The organism is Actinomadura physcomitrii, from assembly GCF_008923205.2.
In the GTDB taxonomy this organism is placed as follows: domain Bacteria; phylum Actinomycetota; class Actinomycetes; order Streptosporangiales; family Streptosporangiaceae; genus Spirillospora; species Spirillospora physcomitrii.
Map to the genome: position 1 here is coordinate 22,483 of NZ_WBMS02000037.1, position 16,005 is coordinate 38,487.

At 70.7% G+C, this 16,005-nt stretch carries 14 protein-coding genes; 13 read left to right on the forward strand and 1 reads right to left on the reverse strand.

Annotated elements, in window-relative coordinates; translation table 11 throughout:
• Positions 1-93: 93 nt before the first annotated feature.
• From F8568_RS34450 to F8568_RS34475, 6 genes are read left to right on the forward strand one after another with little or no spacing between them, the layout of a single operon-like run.
• Positions 94-1,428: an ABC transporter substrate-binding protein gene (locus F8568_RS34450; RefSeq protein WP_151597849.1), complete on the forward strand. Its 1,335-nt coding sequence runs from the start codon at positions 94-96 to the stop codon at positions 1,426-1,428.
• The gene (locus F8568_RS34455) at positions 1,425-2,192 is read left to right on the forward strand and encodes an ABC transporter ATP-binding protein (protein ID WP_151597850.1); all 768 of its coding nucleotides are present in this window, start codon (positions 1,425-1,427) and stop codon (positions 2,190-2,192) included. The genes F8568_RS34450 and F8568_RS34455 overlap by 4 nt, the downstream gene beginning before the upstream one ends.
• Positions 2,189-2,914, forward strand: a complete 726-nt coding sequence (locus tag F8568_RS34460) for an ABC transporter ATP-binding protein (protein WP_151597851.1) — start codon at positions 2,189-2,191, stop codon at positions 2,912-2,914. Before F8568_RS34455 ends, F8568_RS34460 begins: the two co-directional genes overlap by 4 nt.
• Positions 2,911-3,789, forward strand: coding sequence for a branched-chain amino acid ABC transporter permease (locus F8568_RS34465; protein ID WP_151597852.1), 879 nt, complete (start codon positions 2,911-2,913; stop codon positions 3,787-3,789). The genes F8568_RS34460 and F8568_RS34465 overlap by 4 nt, the downstream gene beginning before the upstream one ends.
• A complete protein-coding gene (locus tag F8568_RS34470; protein WP_151597853.1) occupies positions 3,786-4,877 on the forward strand; it encodes a branched-chain amino acid ABC transporter permease in 1,092 nt (363 codons plus the stop codon). The genes F8568_RS34465 and F8568_RS34470 overlap by 4 nt, the downstream gene beginning before the upstream one ends.
• Positions 4,878-4,935: 58 nt before the next feature.
• Positions 4,936-6,420 (forward strand): aldehyde dehydrogenase family protein, encoded by a 1,485-nt coding sequence (locus F8568_RS34475; RefSeq protein ID WP_328601154.1) that lies wholly within the window; start codon positions 4,936-4,938, stop codon positions 6,418-6,420.
• 60 nt (positions 6,421-6,480) lie between these two features.
• On the opposite strand, the gene F8568_RS34480 is transcribed toward F8568_RS34475, so the two are convergent.
• On the reverse strand, positions 6,481-7,134 hold the full coding sequence (locus F8568_RS34480) for an NmrA family NAD(P)-binding protein (protein ID WP_328601155.1): 654 nt from the start codon (positions 7,132-7,134) through the stop codon (positions 6,481-6,483).
• A gap of 433 nt (positions 7,135-7,567) precedes the next feature.
• Here F8568_RS34480 and F8568_RS34485 point away from each other — a divergent pair, with 433 nt between their 5' ends.
• Genes F8568_RS34485 through F8568_RS34515 form a run of 7 tightly spaced genes read left to right on the forward strand, consistent with a single transcriptional unit; the run spans position 7,568 to position 15,997 of the window.
• Entirely contained in the window at positions 7,568-9,679 is a 2,112-nt protein-coding gene (locus tag F8568_RS34485; protein ID WP_151597855.1) for a hydantoinase/oxoprolinase family protein, read from the forward strand.
• Positions 9,676-11,832 carry a hydantoinase B/oxoprolinase family protein gene (locus tag F8568_RS34490; protein ID WP_160573870.1) on the forward strand — a complete coding sequence of 719 codons (2,157 nt, stop codon included), beginning with the start codon at positions 9,676-9,678 and terminating at the stop codon, positions 11,830-11,832. The genes F8568_RS34485 and F8568_RS34490 overlap by 4 nt, the downstream gene beginning before the upstream one ends.
• A complete protein-coding gene (locus tag F8568_RS34495) occupies positions 11,832-12,641 on the forward strand; it encodes a DODA-type extradiol aromatic ring-opening family dioxygenase (protein ID WP_151597857.1) in 810 nt (269 codons plus the stop codon). Before F8568_RS34490 ends, F8568_RS34495 begins: the two co-directional genes overlap by 1 nt.
• Positions 12,638-13,612 (forward strand): dienelactone hydrolase family protein, encoded by a 975-nt coding sequence (locus F8568_RS34500; protein WP_151597858.1) that lies wholly within the window; start codon positions 12,638-12,640, stop codon positions 13,610-13,612. Before F8568_RS34495 ends, F8568_RS34500 begins: the two co-directional genes overlap by 4 nt.
• A complete protein-coding gene (locus F8568_RS34505) occupies positions 13,609-14,454 on the forward strand; it encodes an alpha/beta fold hydrolase (RefSeq protein ID WP_151597859.1) in 846 nt (281 codons plus the stop codon). The genes F8568_RS34500 and F8568_RS34505 overlap by 4 nt, the downstream gene beginning before the upstream one ends.
• Complete coding sequence (locus F8568_RS34510) at positions 14,451-15,329, forward strand: alpha/beta fold hydrolase (RefSeq protein WP_151597860.1); 879 nt, start codon at positions 14,451-14,453, stop codon at positions 15,327-15,329. Before F8568_RS34505 ends, F8568_RS34510 begins: the two co-directional genes overlap by 4 nt.
• The gene (locus F8568_RS34515) at positions 15,326-15,997 is read left to right on the forward strand and encodes a class II aldolase/adducin family protein (protein ID WP_151597861.1); all 672 of its coding nucleotides are present in this window, start codon (positions 15,326-15,328) and stop codon (positions 15,995-15,997) included. Before F8568_RS34510 ends, F8568_RS34515 begins: the two co-directional genes overlap by 4 nt.
• The last annotated feature ends 8 nt before the right edge of the window (positions 15,998-16,005 follow it).

Here is a 16,005-nt window from a genome sequence, read left to right on the forward strand (position 1 = left end):
CACTTGCGTTCTAACTATCGGAACAGGTGATTGACGTACGGGACAGATGCTCTTTACGTTCCTCGCACCCCATCACAGCCCGGAGGAAGCTTCATGAGTGTTCCGCCGTCTTCGACCACCTCATCGGCCCCGCTCAGCAGGCGCGATCTACTGCGCGGCACCGCCGTTGGAGTCTCCGGGCTGGCGCTCAGCCCACTGCTGGCCGCATGCGGCGGACTGGGCAGCGGCGGGGGCAGCGGCGGCAAGACGCTGAAGATCGGCTTCGTCAGTCCCCGCACCGGAGCGGCGGCGGGCTTCGGCGAGCCGGACGCATATGTCCTCAAGCTCGCCCGCAAGGCGTTCGCCGCGGGCCTGACCATCGGCGGCAAGAAGTACCAGGTGGAGATCCTGGACCGCGACGGCCAGTCCAACCCCCAGCGCGCCGCCCAGGTCGCCAACGACCTGATCAACGGCGAAGGCATCGATCTGATGCTGACCACCTCCACCCCCGAAACGGTCAACCCGGTCTCCGACGCCTGCGAGGCCGCGGGCGTCCCATGCGTGTCGACCGTGGAGCCGTGGGAGTCGTGGTACATGGGGCGCAACGCCAAGCCCACCGACAAGAAGGCGTTCCGCTACGTCTACCACTTCTGCTTCGGCGTGGAGGAGTTCCACAAGGCCTACGCCCACCTGTGGCCCCAGGTGTCGACCAACAAGAAGGTCGGGGTCATGTGGCCGAACGACTCCGACGGCAACGCCATCCGCTCCGCGCTCGGCCCCCTGCTGACCAAGGAGGGCTACAACATCGTCGACCCCGGCGCCTACACCGACGGGACCAACGACTACTCCGCGCAGATCGCGAAGTTCAAGAGCCAGAAGTGCGAGATCTTCAACACCTTCCCGCTTCCGCCCGACTTCGCGACGTTCTGGCGCCAGGCCACCCAGCAGGGCTACCGGCCCAAGATCGTGCAGGTGGCCAAGACCGGTCTGTTCCCTTCCCAGGTCGAGGCGCTGGGATCGATCGGCGTGGGGCTCGCGGGCGCGGCGTACTGGACTCCGACCTTCCCCTACTCCTCGTCGCTGACCCGGATCTCCTCCAAGGACCTGGCAGCGGGGTACCAGAACGAGGTTGGCAAGCAGTGGACCCAGCAACTGGGGCCCAGCCTGGCCCTGTTCGACGTGGCGGCGGCGGTGTTCAAGGCGGTCTCCGATCCCAAGGACAAGAAGGCGGTCGCCAATGCGATCGGCGGGCTGACGGTCGACACGCCCGTCGGCCGCCTGGAGTGGGGCAAGGGCCCGAACGGCAACGTCGTCGTCACTCCCATCCTGGGCGGCCAGTGGGTGCCCGCCGCGGCCGGGAGCAAGTACAAGCTGGACTTCGTCGTGTGCGAGAACTCCTGCGACACCAACGTCCCGGTCGCGGCCAAGCTCAAGGCCTACGGAGCATGAGCACGGTCCCCACCGGGACGGCCGCCGGAACGGTGCGGGCCCCCACCGTCCTGGCCGGCCGCGGCCTGTCCAAGCGGTTCGGCGACCTGCAGGTCCTGACGGAGGTGGACTTCAGCGTCGGTGCGGGCGAGGCCGTCGGCATCGTCGGGCCGAACGGCGCCGGCAAGACCACGCTGCTCAACGTCCTGTCCGGGTCGCAGCGTCCCTCCGCCGGCCGGATCGAGTTCAACGACCAGGACATCACGGGCCTGCGGCCGGAGCTGCGCTGCCGCCGTGGAATCGGGCGCGCGTTCCAGGTGCCCAAGCCGTTCACCGGCATGACGGTGCTGGAGAACGTCCTGGTCGGTGCCTCTTACGGGGCCGGGCTCGGACGCCAGGCCGCCTACCGGCGATGCGTCGAGGTACTGGAGACATGCGGGCTGGCCGGGTTGGCCAATCGGCGCGCCGACAGCCTGGGCCTCCTGCACCGCAAACGGCTGGAACTGGCCCGCTCGCTGGCCACCGCCCCGCAGGTGCTGCTGCTGGACGAGATCGGCGGAGGGCTCACCGACGCCGAGGCCGACGAACTGGTCGCCACGATCAAGCTGGTATCCGAGCAGGGCACCAGCATCGTGTGGATCGAGCACATCGTGCACGTCCTGATCCAGGTCGTCGACCGCCTGGTGTGCATGGACGCCGGACGCGTCATCGCCGACGGCCCGCCGGGAACGGTCCTGAGCGACGCCGTCGTGGTCGACGCCTACCTGGGAAGGGCCGGGTCATGACGCTGCTGGAGGTGGAGAACCTCGCCGCCCGGCACGGACTGCTGCAGGCCGTCCGCGGTGTGTCGTTCACCGTCGACCAGGGCGAGATCCTGGCGATCGTGGGCGCCAACGGAGCCGGCAAGTCCACCCTCCTGCGCACGATCGCCGGCGCCCATCCGGCCGCGCAGGGTGGCGTCCGATTCGACGGCACCGACCTGGCCGGCGTTCCCGCCCACAAACGCGTCGGCCTGGGCATCGCGCTGGTCCCCGAAGGCCGCAAGCTCTTCGGTGAACTCACCGTCGAGGAGAACCTCGCCGTCGCCGGGCGCCGTTCCCGGCCGGGCCCCTGGGACCTGAAGGCCGTCCTCGACGCGTTTCCGATGCTGGAACCGCTGCGCGGCCACCGTGCCTCCAGCCTGTCGGGCGGCCAGCAGCAGGCCACCTCCATCGCTCGCGCGCTCATGACCAATCCGCGCCTGCTCCTCATCGACGAGGTCTCCCTCGGCCTGGCACCGGTCGCCGTCGACGCCGTCTACGAATCGGTCCGGACCCTCAAGGACGCCGGTGCGACGCTCCTGATCGTCGAACAGGACCTCGGCCGCGCCCTGTCCGTGGCCGATCGGGTGCTGTGCTTCCTGGAGGGCCGTATCGCCCTCAGCGCGCCCACGGGCGAAGTCACCCGCGAGCAGGTCACCGCCGCGTACTTCGGCCTGGACCGCCCCTCTGTCCCGGAGCAGACATGACCTGGATAAACGCCGTCGTTCAAGGACTGTTCCTGGGAGGTCTGTACGCGCTCTTCGCGTGCGGCCTGTCCCTCATCTTCGGCGTCATGCGCATCATCAATCTGGCCCACGGCGACCTGGCCGTCGCCGGAGCCTTCCTGATCTGGACCATCAACTCCCAGTTCGGCCTGAACCCGTTCGTCGCCCTGCTGCCGGCGTTGCCGATCATGCTGGTCGTCGGTTACGTGCTGCACCGGACCGTGCTGGCCCGCAGCCTGCGCGGTGGTGCGCTGATCCCCCTGCTCACCACCTTCGGACTGTCCATCGTCATCCAGAACGCGCTGCTGCAGGGGTACTCCCCCGACGTCCGTTCCCTGGGCGCCGCCGCAGGCGATTGGACCACCGGCAGCTGGCGGCTCACCGACCAGCTGTCGGTTCCCTACATCGGCGTGTGCACGCTGGCGGTCGCCTGCCTCGTGCTCGGCGGGCTCCAGCTGCTGCTGCGCCGTACGGCGTTCGGCCGCGAGATGCGCGCCACCGCCCAGGACGCCGACACCGCCGCACTGGTCGGCATCCCCGCGGCGTCGATCTACGCCCGCGCCACCGCCATCGCCGTCGGAACCGCGACGCTGGCCGGAGCCTTCCTGGCCGTCCATTCCACCTTCGACGCCTCCAGCGGGCCCACTCAACTGATCTTCGCCTTCGAAGCCGTGATCATCGGCGGGATCGGGTCGCTGTGGGGCACGCTGGCCGGCGGGGTCGTCCTCGGCGTCGCGCAGACCGTCGGCGCGGCCATCGACCCCCAGTACTCCATCTTGGCCGGCCACCTGGTCTTCCTCATCGTCCTCGCCGGCCCCCGCGGCAGGTCCCTCATCACCCGGAGCGCCCCTGCATGAGCATTACCGCACCGACTCCGCCCGCGGCCGGGCACGCGTGGACGATCAGCCGCTCCGACCGCACCACCCGCGCGGCGTCCGCGGGCCTTGTCGTCCTGGGACTCCTGCTGTTCGCGGTCCCCTTCGGCTTCAGGACCAATGTCGTCCAGCAGCTCACCAGCCTGTTCATCCTGCTGATCCTCGCCGTCATGTGGAACGCCCTCGCGGGTTACGGCGGCATGGTCTCGGTCGGACAGCAGGCGTTCATCGGATTCGGCGCCTACACCACCATCTTCTTGACCCAGCACGGCGTCACCACCTATCTCGCCGTGGCCCTGGCCCCCGTCGCCAGCGGTGTGCTGGCCGTGGCGCTGGCGCCGCTCGTGCTCCGATTGCGAGGCGGCCAGTTCGCCGTCGGGACCTGGGTCGTCGCCGAAGCACTCGCGCTGCTGGTCGCCCTGGACAAAGGACTGGGCGGCGGCACCGGCGCCTCGCTGCGGGGCCTGAGCGGCATCGAGCCCGATCTGCGCCGCGCCTTCACCTACTGGCTCACCCTGGCGTTCATGCTGTCGCTGCTGGTCGCGGTGGTCGTCCTGCTGCGCCATCGCACGGGCATCGCCCTGCAGGCCATCCGGGACGACGAGGACGCCGCCGCCTCCCTCGGCGTCCGCACCGCGCCGCTGAAATTCGGCCTCTATGTGCTGGCCGGTATCGGGTGCGGCGCCGCCGGGGCCTTGACCCTGGCCAACAGCCTCTTCATCCAGCCTCAGTCGATCTTCGGGGTGCAGTGGACCGCGTACATGCTCTTCATGGTCCTGGTCGGCGGGTTGGGCACCTTCGAAGGGCCCGTCATCGGCGCCGTCCTCTACTTCGCCCTCCAGAACCAGTTCGCCGAACAGGGCGCCTGGTACCTGATCGGGCTCGGCGCCATCGCGGTCGCCTTCGCTCTGTTCCTGCCGCGCGGGCTCTGGAGCCTGGCCTCGGACCGGCTCAATCTCCGCCTTCTGCCAGTTGGCTACAATCTGCTTCACCGCACCGGACGATCGGCAGGGTCGTCCGCCCAAGCGCCCGATGGCGGGACCAGTTCTCGAGGGGAAAGCACATCGTAAGCTTCGGCCTGGCTGCGGAGCTGCCCGTCTCGCCCCGCGGTACGAGGGACGACCTCACGTGAGCGGCATCGCCGAAGGCGGCGCGGACGGGCACCGGATCAGGCACTTCATCGGCGGCCAATGGTGCGACGCGGTCAACGGCCGCACCCATCCCGACCATGACCCCTGGACCGGCGAGGTGCTGGCAGAGGTCGCCTCAGGCGAGGCCGAGGACGCCCGCGTCGCGATCGAGGCCGCCCACGCCGCGTTCCCCACCTGGGCCGGCCTGTCGCCCACCGACCGGCAGATCATCTTCCTGAACGCCGCCACGGTCCTGGAACGCCGCGAGGACGAGGTCATCGGCCTGCTCGCCGCCGAGACCGGCACGGGCGCCGACTTCGCGCGTAACCAGATCACCTTCTGCCTGTCCCTACTACGCCAAGCCGGCGCCCTGGCGTTCGCGCCGACCGGGCAGGTACTGCCATCCGATGTGCCGGGCACCCGAGCTTTGGCGCTACGCCGCCCGGTCGGTGTCGTCGGCGCGATCTCCGCGTGGAACGCCGCCCTCACCCTGACCGGCCGCGCCATCGTCGGCCCGATGGCGCTCGGCAACACCGTGGTCCTCAAGCCGTCGGAAGAGGCCCCCCTCGTCGGAGGCGCCCTGTGGGCGGAGATCTTCGCCGAGGCCGGGCTGCCGCCGGGCGTCCTGAACGTCGTCCTGCACGCCCCAGGCGACGCCGGGCAGATCGCGGACGAGTTCGTCACCCACCCTGACGTGCGGCGGATCAACTTCACCGGCTCCACCGTGACCGGACGGCGGCTGGCGGAGTCGGCCGCCCGATATCTCAAGCGTCCCGTTCTCCAACTCAGCGGGCACAATTCCCTCATAGTCCTGGCCGACGCCGATCTGGATTACGCCGTCGACGCCGCCGCCTATGGCGCATTCGTGCACCAGGGCGAAGTATGCATGTGCGCTCGCCGCATCCTGGTGGAACGTCCCATCGCCGAGCAGTTCACCGAGCGGTTCGTCGCCAAGGTCGCCAAACTCCCCATGGGGGACCCGCGCGATCCCGCCACCGTGCTGGGCCCGCTGATCAACCGATGGGCCGTCGCGCTGATGGCCCGCCGCATCGAGGAGGCCGTTGCGCTGGGCGCCCGGGTCCTGGCCGGCGGCACCGCCCAGCCTCCCTGCTTCCCCGCCACCGTCCTCACCGACGTCCCGGAAGAGGCCGAACTCGCCTTCGAGGAGACGTTCGGCCCTATCGCCCTGCTGGAGACCGTCGAGGACCGCGACCATGCGGTCGAGCGCGCCAACGCCTCCCGGTACGGCCTGACCGGCGCCATCCTGACCGGTGACACCTACGCCGGCCTCGATCTGGCCCGGCGGCTGCAGGTCGGCATCGTCCACATCAACGACCAGCCCGTCAACGACGAACCCCACATGCCTTTCGGCGGCCTCAAGGACTCGGGATGGGGCCGGTTCGGCCTTGGCTTCGCCGCCGAGGATTTCACAGAGCTTCAGTGGGCCACTCTGCGCGACTCCCCTCGCCCGTTCTCGTTCTGACCTCGGGCGCATACGGCCCGACGTCAGAGGGAATTACCGGAGTCACAGTCGCGATCGCCGTCATCGTCCTCTGGAAAGAACATCGGCGAGCGCGGTGGCAGGATGTCCGGTCAAGGTGGGTACGGCGTCACTGACCTGGGCGAGCTCGCTGCTCGCGATGGCGGTGTAGGTGGAGACCCAGGCGTCGACTTGCCAGTCGGGCGCACCGTAGTGTGCGCGGGACTGGTAGGCCTCCTCAACCGTCTCGGACTGATAGGTGACCGTGCGCCCGGTCGCCTTGCCCACGATGGCGGCGATCTCTTCCAGATCCAGGGACTGGGGCCCTGTGAGGTCATAGACGGCACCCTGATGGTCCTCGGCCTCTAGGAGCACCGCGGTGGCCGCGTCAGCGATGTCGTCCTGGCCGACGACGGCGGCCCGCCCCTGTCCGGCCGGCCCACGGATCACTCCGTCATCGCCGACCAACGCCGGCATGAAGTCGGCGTAGAGGTTGTCGCGAAGAAAGGTGTACGGCAGGCCACTGGAACGGATGCGCTCCTCGGTGGCCCAGTGGTCTCGGGCCAGCGTGAATGTTGCGGCGGGCGCGGCCCCGAAGAAGGAGATGTACACCAGATGCCCGACCTCGGCTTTGGCCGCCGCGTCGACGAACGCATGATGCTGCTCGACCCGATCTGCCGATTCCGAAGCCGAGACCATAAGCACCCAGCGGGTCACCCACGGCTCTGCCCGTCATTGACACTCTCCCCCAAAGTGGCCAGCACGCCCATTTATACCAGAACAGGAAAAGGGCCGCCGGTGACATAGGGGGCAACCCCACCCGGCTGAAGCCCGCGCCACAGAATCGACGCACCCCAGGTACGGAATGAGCCGGACACCATTGATGTCCCGTTCTTACCGTCACGCTTCCGGTTTGACCGTCCCAGGCGACTCCGGTCGACCAGGGTCTCGGTGTCCGAGCGGCCGCAGGGCTACCGCCGCCAGCAGATGTCAGCGCCAAGGGCAAGTTCGCGTTTCATCGTGCAGAACCGTCAGGGCGTCCGGTTTCACGGCACGGAACACCCACTTGTGAAGAATCCGCGACTTGTCCCACAGTTCCAGGAACGCAACACGGCCGTAACGGGACGGCCATCCGGAATTGGGGGCTTTTATGACAAGGCGGTTCTTCGTCGGCACCGACGTGGGCGGCACGTTCACCGACCTGGTGGTGCTGGAGGACGAGAGCCCGCCGCGCCTGTTCAAGTCGCCGACGACCCCGGACGACCGCGCGGTGGGGGTGGTTTCCGCCCTGAGGTTGGCCGCCGAATCGTATCGGATGGATCTTGCTGAATTCTGTGGGTCGGTGCGCTATTTCGCGCATGGTACGACGGCTGCGACGAACGCTCTGATCGAGCGTAAAGGCGCCCCCACGGCATTGCTGACGACGCGCGGATTCACCGACACGATGGCGATTCAGCGGTCGATGACGTCGTGGGTCGGGATGGGCGCCGCCACCGGTCACTACAGCCGGCGGCGGAATCCCGACCAGATCGTTCCGCGCGAGTGGATCGAGGGCATCAGCGAGCGGACCGACGCGGCGGGAACCGAGATCGTCGCCCTGAACCAGGACGAGATCCGCAGCGCGCTGCGGCGGCTGCGGGCTGAAGGGGTCCGGGCGCTGGCGGTGTCGTTCCTGTGGTCGTTCGTGAACGGCGCGCATGAGACCGAGGCCGCCCGGATCGTCGCCGAGGAGTGGCCGGAGGCCTACCTGACCCTCTCGCACGAGATCGCGCCGGTCATCGGCGAGTACGAGCGGACCGCGACCACGGTCGTCAACAGCTACCTCGGTCCCGTCATCCGCGACTACGTCGAGGGGCTGGAGAGCCGGCTGCGGGGCTCGGGCTTCGAGGGCGAGTTCTCGATCATGGACTCCGGCGGCGGCGTCATGCGGGCCCGGGACGCCGCGCGGCGGTCGGCGTCGATGCTCACCTCCGGACCGGCGGGCGGGGTCCTGGCGTCGCTGGCCCTGGCGGAACGGCTCGGGCACCGCAACGTCATCACCTCCGACATGGGCGGCACGAGCTTCGACGTCGGTCTGATCATCGACGGCGCCCCGCTGGTCGAAAGGGTCAGCGAGGTCGGTGACCTGCACCTGGCGATGCCGCGCATCAAGGTCACCGCGATCGGCGCGGGCGGCGGGTCGATCGCGTCGGTGGACGAGTCGGGCGTGCTGGTGGTCGGCCCGGAGAGCGCCGGGTCGGTGCCTGGCCCGGCCTGCTACGGCCGCGGAGGGGACCGGCCGACGGTGACCGACGCGGACGTAGTGCTGGGGATCATCGACCCGACATACTTCCTCGGCGGCCAGATGCCGCTGGACCTGCCGTTGGCGGAGAAAGCCATCCGCGAGCACGTCGCCGGCCCGCTCGGTTTGTCGGTAGAGGAGGCCGCAGCAGGGATCCGCCGGGTCGCCGACAACCAGATGGCCGACCTGCTCCGCAAGGTCACCGTCGAGCAGGGCCACGACCCCCGCGATTTCGTCGTGTACGCCTACGGCGGCGCGGGCCCCACCCACGCCTATGCCTACACCGAGGCGGCTGGGATCGAGACGCTGGTCGTGCCACCCACCGCCACCGTCCACTCCGCCTACGGGACGGTCATCTCCGACCGGTACCGCGCGGTGCAGGTCACCGACGTCCACCGCACACCGCCGGGTGCGGCGGACCCGGCCGCGCACCTGAACGCCCGGACGATCGACGCCGCGCTCACCGAACTCGCCGACCAGTGCCGGGCCGACCTCGACGGGGACCCGCGGACGAGGCTGACGCGCATCGCGTACCTGAAGTTCCGTCGCCAGTCGCACGAGTTGCCGGTGACCGTGCCCGACGGCGAGGTCAGCACCGAGGTGCTCCGCGGGGTCGTCGCCGAGTTCAAGGCGGCCTATGAGCGGATCTACGGCGCGGGTACCGCACTGCTGAGCGCGGGCATCGAACTGCACACCCTTCGGGTGGAGGGGCGGGTCAGCGTCACCGAGATCTCTGAGGCCGCGGCGGCGGGGACGACCGACCCGGACCAGGCGCGCATCGGCGAGCGGTTCGTGCACTTCCCCGAGACCGGTCGAGTCGCCACCGGGGTCTTCCGGGGCGAGGACCTGGGGCCCGGAGCCGAACTGCACGGCCCGGCGATCCTCGAGTTCGCCGGCACCACCGTCGTCCTCGGTCCAGTCCAGTCGCTGGCCGTCGACGCCGGCAACAACCTCGTCATCAACTGCAGGGGGAACGCGTGACCACCATCGACCCGGTGACCTTCGAGGTCATCCGCCACCGGCTGCTGGCCATCACCGACGAGCAGGGCGCCACCCTGGCGGCGATCTCCGGCTCGACCCATGTGGTGGAGGCCAGCGACTACAACGTGGGGCTGTACCTGCCCGACGGCTCGGTCGCGGCGATGGGCCGCACGATCCTGTCGCACGCCTCCTCGATGGCCGCGATCACCCGTTCGGTCATCGCGGACTGCACCGACGACCCCGGCATCGGCCGGGGCGACATGTTCCTGGTCAACGACCCGTGGAAGGGCACGGTGCACGCCCAGGACGTGGGCCTTGTCGCACCGATCTTCTTCGAGGGCGAGCTGCTCGCCTGGACCGGCGCGATGTGCCACATGGTCGACGTCGGCGGGATGACGCCCGGCAGCTTCTGCATCGACGCCACCGACTCCTACCAGGAGGGCCTGCAGCTCCCGCCGGTCAAGCTCGTCGAGGACGGAACGGTCCGCAGCGACGTGTGGAACGTCGTCCTGGCCCACACGCGGATGCCCGCGACGGTCAACCTGGACCTGCGTGCGCTCGTCGGCGCGAACAACACCGCCATCAGGGCGATGACGGCCCTGGCGGAGAAGTACGGCGCGCAGACCGTCCGGACGGTCATGGCGAACCTGATCGAACTGTCGGAGCGGCGGCTGCGCAACCGCCTGGCCAAGTTGCCCGACGCCCGCCTGCACTCGCGTGCCTTCCTCGACAACGACGGCGGCCTCGGCGAGGTGTACGAGGTCGACCTCGTCCTCACCAAGCGGGGCGACACCCTGCACTTCGACTACTCGGGCTCATCGCCGCAGGTCAACGGCTACATCAACTGCGCACGGTCGGGAATGATGGCCGGCATCGCGGCGGCGCTGCTACCGACCCTGGCCTTCGACGCCCCATGGAACGAGGGACTGTTCCAACCCGTCGAGGTCGAGTGCCCCGAGGGCCTGATCTGCAACGCCGCCCGCCCGGCGGCCGTGAGCGGCGGCGCCCTGGAGGCCGGGTGGATGGTCGAGATGACAGCCGTGGAGTGCCTGTCCAAGCTCGCCGCCTGCTCCGACGAACTGCTGCCGGAAGCGCAGGCCGCCCCGGCGGGCGGCCCGGACAAGTTCGTCCTCACCGGAGCCGGTGAGAACGGCAAACGGCAGACCTACGTCATCATGGACTGCCTGGCGACCGGCGGTGGCGCCTACAGCCACCGGGACGGTGCCTGGACCCAGGGCCAGCACAACATCGAGCGGCAGCGGATCTCCAACGTCGAGGCCGTCGAGATGGACTCGCCGCTGCTGTACCTGTGGCGCGGCCTGGTGCCCGACTCGGGCGGGGCGGGCCGTCACCGCGGCGGCATGAGCATGGGCGCGGTCTACGCCGTCCACCGGGGACGCGACGTGACGGCGCTCAACTCCGCGCACGGCTGGGAGGCGCCCAACTCCACCGGCATCTTCGGCGGCTACCCCGGCGCGCAGAACACCCGCACGGTCGTACACGGCAGCGACGTCAAGGCGCGGCTGGCCGCCGGCGAGCTCCCGAACGTGGACGAGCTGTCGGGCGAGCGGCCCGTGATGCGCGGCAGGCAGGGCCAGTACGGGCTCGGCGAGCACGACGTCCTGGCCACCGTCCCGCAGGCGGGCGGCGGCTGGGGCGACCCCCTCGACCGGCCCGCCGCCGACCTCCAGGCGGACCTGGACCTCGGCGCGATCACGCCGGACGCGGCCGTCCGGCTGTACGGGGCGGTGCTGGCCGAGGGCCGCGTGGCGGTCGAGGAGACCGAACGGCGACGAGCCGGACTGCGTGCCGAGCGTCTGGCGTGGCCCGCAGAGCAGCCGCTGCCCGCCGCGCCCGAGGGAGCGGTAAGGCTTCATCCGCTCGGCGACAGGCTCGCGGTGCTGTCCACGGGCGAGGCCCGCTGGATCGGCTGCGCCTGCGGCGCGGTCCTCGCACCCGCGGACCAACCGTGGCGCCGTTACGCGGCCCGGCAGGTCGGCCACGACGTGCACGAGGTAGGCCATGCGACCCGGCTGAGTGGGGAGCTGGAGCTGCGCCGCTACGCCTGCCCGGCCTGCGGCACGCTGCACGCCACCGACGTGGTCCGCCGCGGCGCCGACGACCTCGACGACCTTCGCCTGCTGGAGGCGTGATGGCCCGCGTCGTACTCGCCGGGGCGACCTCGCACGTGGGCGCCATCGTCAAGGACCCGCACGCCGATCCCGCCGACTCCGACGTCCTGCACGAGGCGTGGCGGCGGCTGGACGCCGACATCGCTGCCGCCGATCTGGACGGTGTCGTGCTGGTCGCCACCGACCATTACGAGACCTTCGGGCTGGACAACTACCCGGCTTTCTGCCTCGGCATCGCCGACTCCTTCGAAGGCTGGGGCGAGTTCGGCAACCCCGGCGGCCGGGTTCCCGGCCGCCCGGAGCTGGCCGGCGAACTGCTGGGCGCGCTGACGAGAGCCGGGTTCGAGGTGGCCCGGTCGCACACCATGCGCCTGGACCACAGCTTCACGGTGCCGTGCGCGAAACTTCCGTCCGCCGTCGCCGCCGGGGTCGTGCCGCTGTTCGTCAACTGCAACACCCCGCCGCTGCCGACCCTGCGGCGCTGCCTGCAGCTCGGCAGGGCACTGCGCCAGGCGCCGGGCGACGCCCGCATCGGCGTGATCGCGACCGGCGGGCTGTCGCACTGGGTCGGGCTCCCCCGCTTCGGCGACATCAACCCCGACTTCGACCGGGCCTTCCTGTCCCTGCTCGAACAAGGCAGGGCCGAAGAGGCGCTCGCATGGAGCGACGCCTCCATAGAGCAGGAGGCCGGCAACGGCGCGCTGGAACTGCGGACCTGGCTGATCGCCGCAGGCGCGGCGGGCGGCGGTCCCGCACGCACCTACGCCTACCGGCCCATGCCCGCCTGGACCGTCGGCATCGGCATCGCCGCCTTCGAGGTGGCCGCATGAGCATCGTCGGCCTCAACCGGCTCGCCTGGGACCTGGAGCACCGCCCCGACCTCCCCGGCGAACTGCCGGAGACCCTCCAGCACTACCCCCTGACAGCGGTAGAGCGCCGGGCCGTGCTGAACCGGGACTCGGCCTGGCTGCTGGCGAACGGCATGAACCCGGTCGCGCTGCGCAACCTCATGGTCAGCCTCGGGGTCCCGCACAGCGCCATGTACTCCCTTCCGACACCCAAGGAGACGACCATGTGGGTGACCTTCCCCAGCGGCGGCGACGAGATCCGCGGTTACCTGGCCCTGCCGTCCGCGACCGGCACCCCGCCCCCCGTGGTGATCATGGCGCACGAGAACCTCGGCGTGACCTCGCACCGGCAGGAGGTGACCGAGCGGATCGCCGCGGCCGGATACGCCTGCCTGACCGTCGACCTCTACAGCCGGATCGGCGGGCGCCCGCCGCAGGACTACACCACGCCCGAGGAGCGCCGCGCCAAGGCGTTCCTGGCCGCGGCCGACGAGCAGGCCGTCCCCGACCTGGACGCGGGCCTGGACTACCTGGCCGGCCGCGGGGACGTCGACGCCTCGCGGGCGGTCGGGATCGGCTTCTGCCTCGGCGGCGGGCTGGTGCTGTCGTGGGCGACGCGCACCGACCGGCTTTCTGGCGCGGTCGCGCTGTACGGCCTGCCCGAACTCCCCCCGTCCTACAGCCCGACCGGGCACACCCGGTCCCGCATCGAAACCGCCCACACCGTCCGCTGCCCCGTGCAGGCCCACTTCGGCGGCGACGACGAGGTGATCCCCCTCGACCAGGTGAAGCGGCTGACCGGCGCGCTTGAGCGCAGCGGCCAGGACACCGAGGTCTTCGTCTACGAGGGGGCCGGCCACGCCTACCACGACGACACCCACCCCAACCACCACCCCCAGGCGGCCGACCTGACCTGGCAGCGCTCCCTGGAATTCTTCGAGGCCCGGCTGTGACCGTCTGGACGGACCTGCTGGGCGCCGAAGTACGGATGCTTGCGGCCGGCGGTGTCACCACCCGGGTGGCGCTCGTCGGCGAGGGGCCACCCGTGGTGTTCCTGCACGGCCGCGGCGGGCATCTGGAGACCTTCACCCGGAACCTGGCCGCCGTCGCCGCGGCCGGATACCGGGCGATCGCCTTCGACCTGCTCGGCCACGGGCTGACCGGGCGGCCGGCCGACGGCCGCTACACCGTCGACCGGATTACCGCGCACGCCGCGGCCGTCCTCGGCCGGCTCGGTCTCGACCGCACGCACCTGGTCGGCCAGTCCCTCGGCGGCTGGTGCGCGGCCCTGCTCGCACTGGACGTGCCCGACCGCGTCGCGAGCCTCGTGCTGATCGAACCGGCCGGGCTCCAGGACGAGGCGGACCGGCTCGCCGACAGCCGCGTCCGCGCGGCCCACCAGACCGGCGGGCAGGCCTACATCCGGCCCACCCCCGAGACCGTCGCGGCCCGGCTCGGCGGCCTGCTGGCCGACCCGGCCGGAGTGGACCCGGAACTGGTGCAGGTCCGCGCCGGCCTGTACGCGCCGGACGAGGCACGCCAGGTGCACCGGGCCGTCCGTGCGGCGGACCACTCCCCTTGGCTGCTCACTCCCGCACGTCTCAGCGCGCTCACCGTTCCCGCGCTGGTCATCCGCGGCGAACACGGACACACCCCACCGGCGGTCGTGGACGCCGCCGCACAGGCGGCCGGCGCCCGGGTGCGGACCGTGCCGCACGCCAAGCAGTGGCCGCAGTACGAGCAGCCCGGCACCGCCAACACCCTCATCACCGACTTTCTTGGAGCACACCCATGACCTTCTGGACCGACGCGCTGGGCGCCGAGATCCGCTTCCGCGACGCCGCCGGCTGGCGCACCCGCTCTATCGAGGCGGGCGACGGAGACCCGGTGATCCTCATGGGCGGGCTCACCGGGCACGCCGAGGCGTTCCTGCGTAACCTCCTCCCCCTCGCCGACCGGGGCCTGCGCGTCCACGCCATCGACGTGCTCGGGCACGGCCTCACCGACCGGCCCACCGACGTCACCTACCACGCGCCGATCTTCACCAAGCACCTGATCGGCTTCCTCGACGCGATCGGAGCCGAACGCGCTCACCTGGTCGGCCAGTCCCTCGGCGGATGGATCGCCCTCCACACCGCCCTGCACCACCCCGACCGCGTCGCCAAGCTGGTCTCGGTCACCGGCGCGGGCCTGCTGCTGTCCTCCGACGACCGCAAGGCCGAGAGCGAGAAGGTGCACGCCCAAGTCCAGTCCGTCACCGCCAAGGCAGCCGCGGCCCCGACCCGCGAGAGCGTCCGCGCCCGCCTGGAGTGGCTCATGGCCGACCCCTCCGCGGTCACCGACGAACTCGTCGAGTGCCGCTACCGGTACTACACCCTGCCCGGGACCGAGAAGGCGCAGGCCAAGCTGGTCGCCGAGCAGCCCGGCACCGCCAACCGGGCCCACATGATCGACGAAGCGGGCCTCGCCCGCATCGAGCACGAGACCCTCATCGTCTGGACCGACCACAACCCGACCACGCCTCCCGAGGTCGGCCGGCGGGCGAGCGAGATCATGCCCCACGCGCGGTTCGACATGATCACCGACGCCGGGCACTGGCCGATGTACGAGCAGCCCGAGCAGTTCAACCGCATCGTCGGCGACTTCCTCACCGGGAACCGGCCGCGATGACCCCCGCCGAGCAGGTCGCGCTGGGCTGCCGGATCCTGGCCGCGAACGGCAACGCCGACATGATCTGGGGGCACCTGTCCCAGCGTGACCCCGACGGCGGCGGGGTGTGGCTGAAGGCGGCGGGCTTCGGCCTGGAGGAGATCACGCCCGACCGCGTCATCCGCATCGACCGGTCGGGGCGGCGGCTGGAGGGCGACGGCCCAGTCCACCTCGAGTACCCCATCCACACCGAGGTCATGGCGGCCCGGCCCGACGTCGGAGCCGTCGTGCACAGCCACGCCGAGTCGGCGGTCGCGCTCGCCGCCACCGGTCAGCCTCCCGTGCCGATCGGCCACGAGGGCACCCTGTTCTGGCCGCCCGACCTGCCCGTATTCACCGAGACCGGCGACCTGATCCGCGACGCCGGCCTCGGCGCCGCGCTCGCCGCCGCCCTCGGTGAACGCAACGCCGTGCTGCTGCGGCAGCACGGGCTGGTGGCCGTCGGCCCCGACGTCCCCACCGCCGTCATGACGGCGATCTTCCTGGAGAAGGCGTGCCGCATGCAGCTCGGGCTCCTCGGTACCAGCTTCACCTGGTCCGACGAAGCCGAGGCCTTGGCCAAACGCGGCCGCTGCTACGGACCCGATCAGCTCGCCCGCGCCTGGCAGTACCTGGTCCGCACCAGCTGACCGCACTT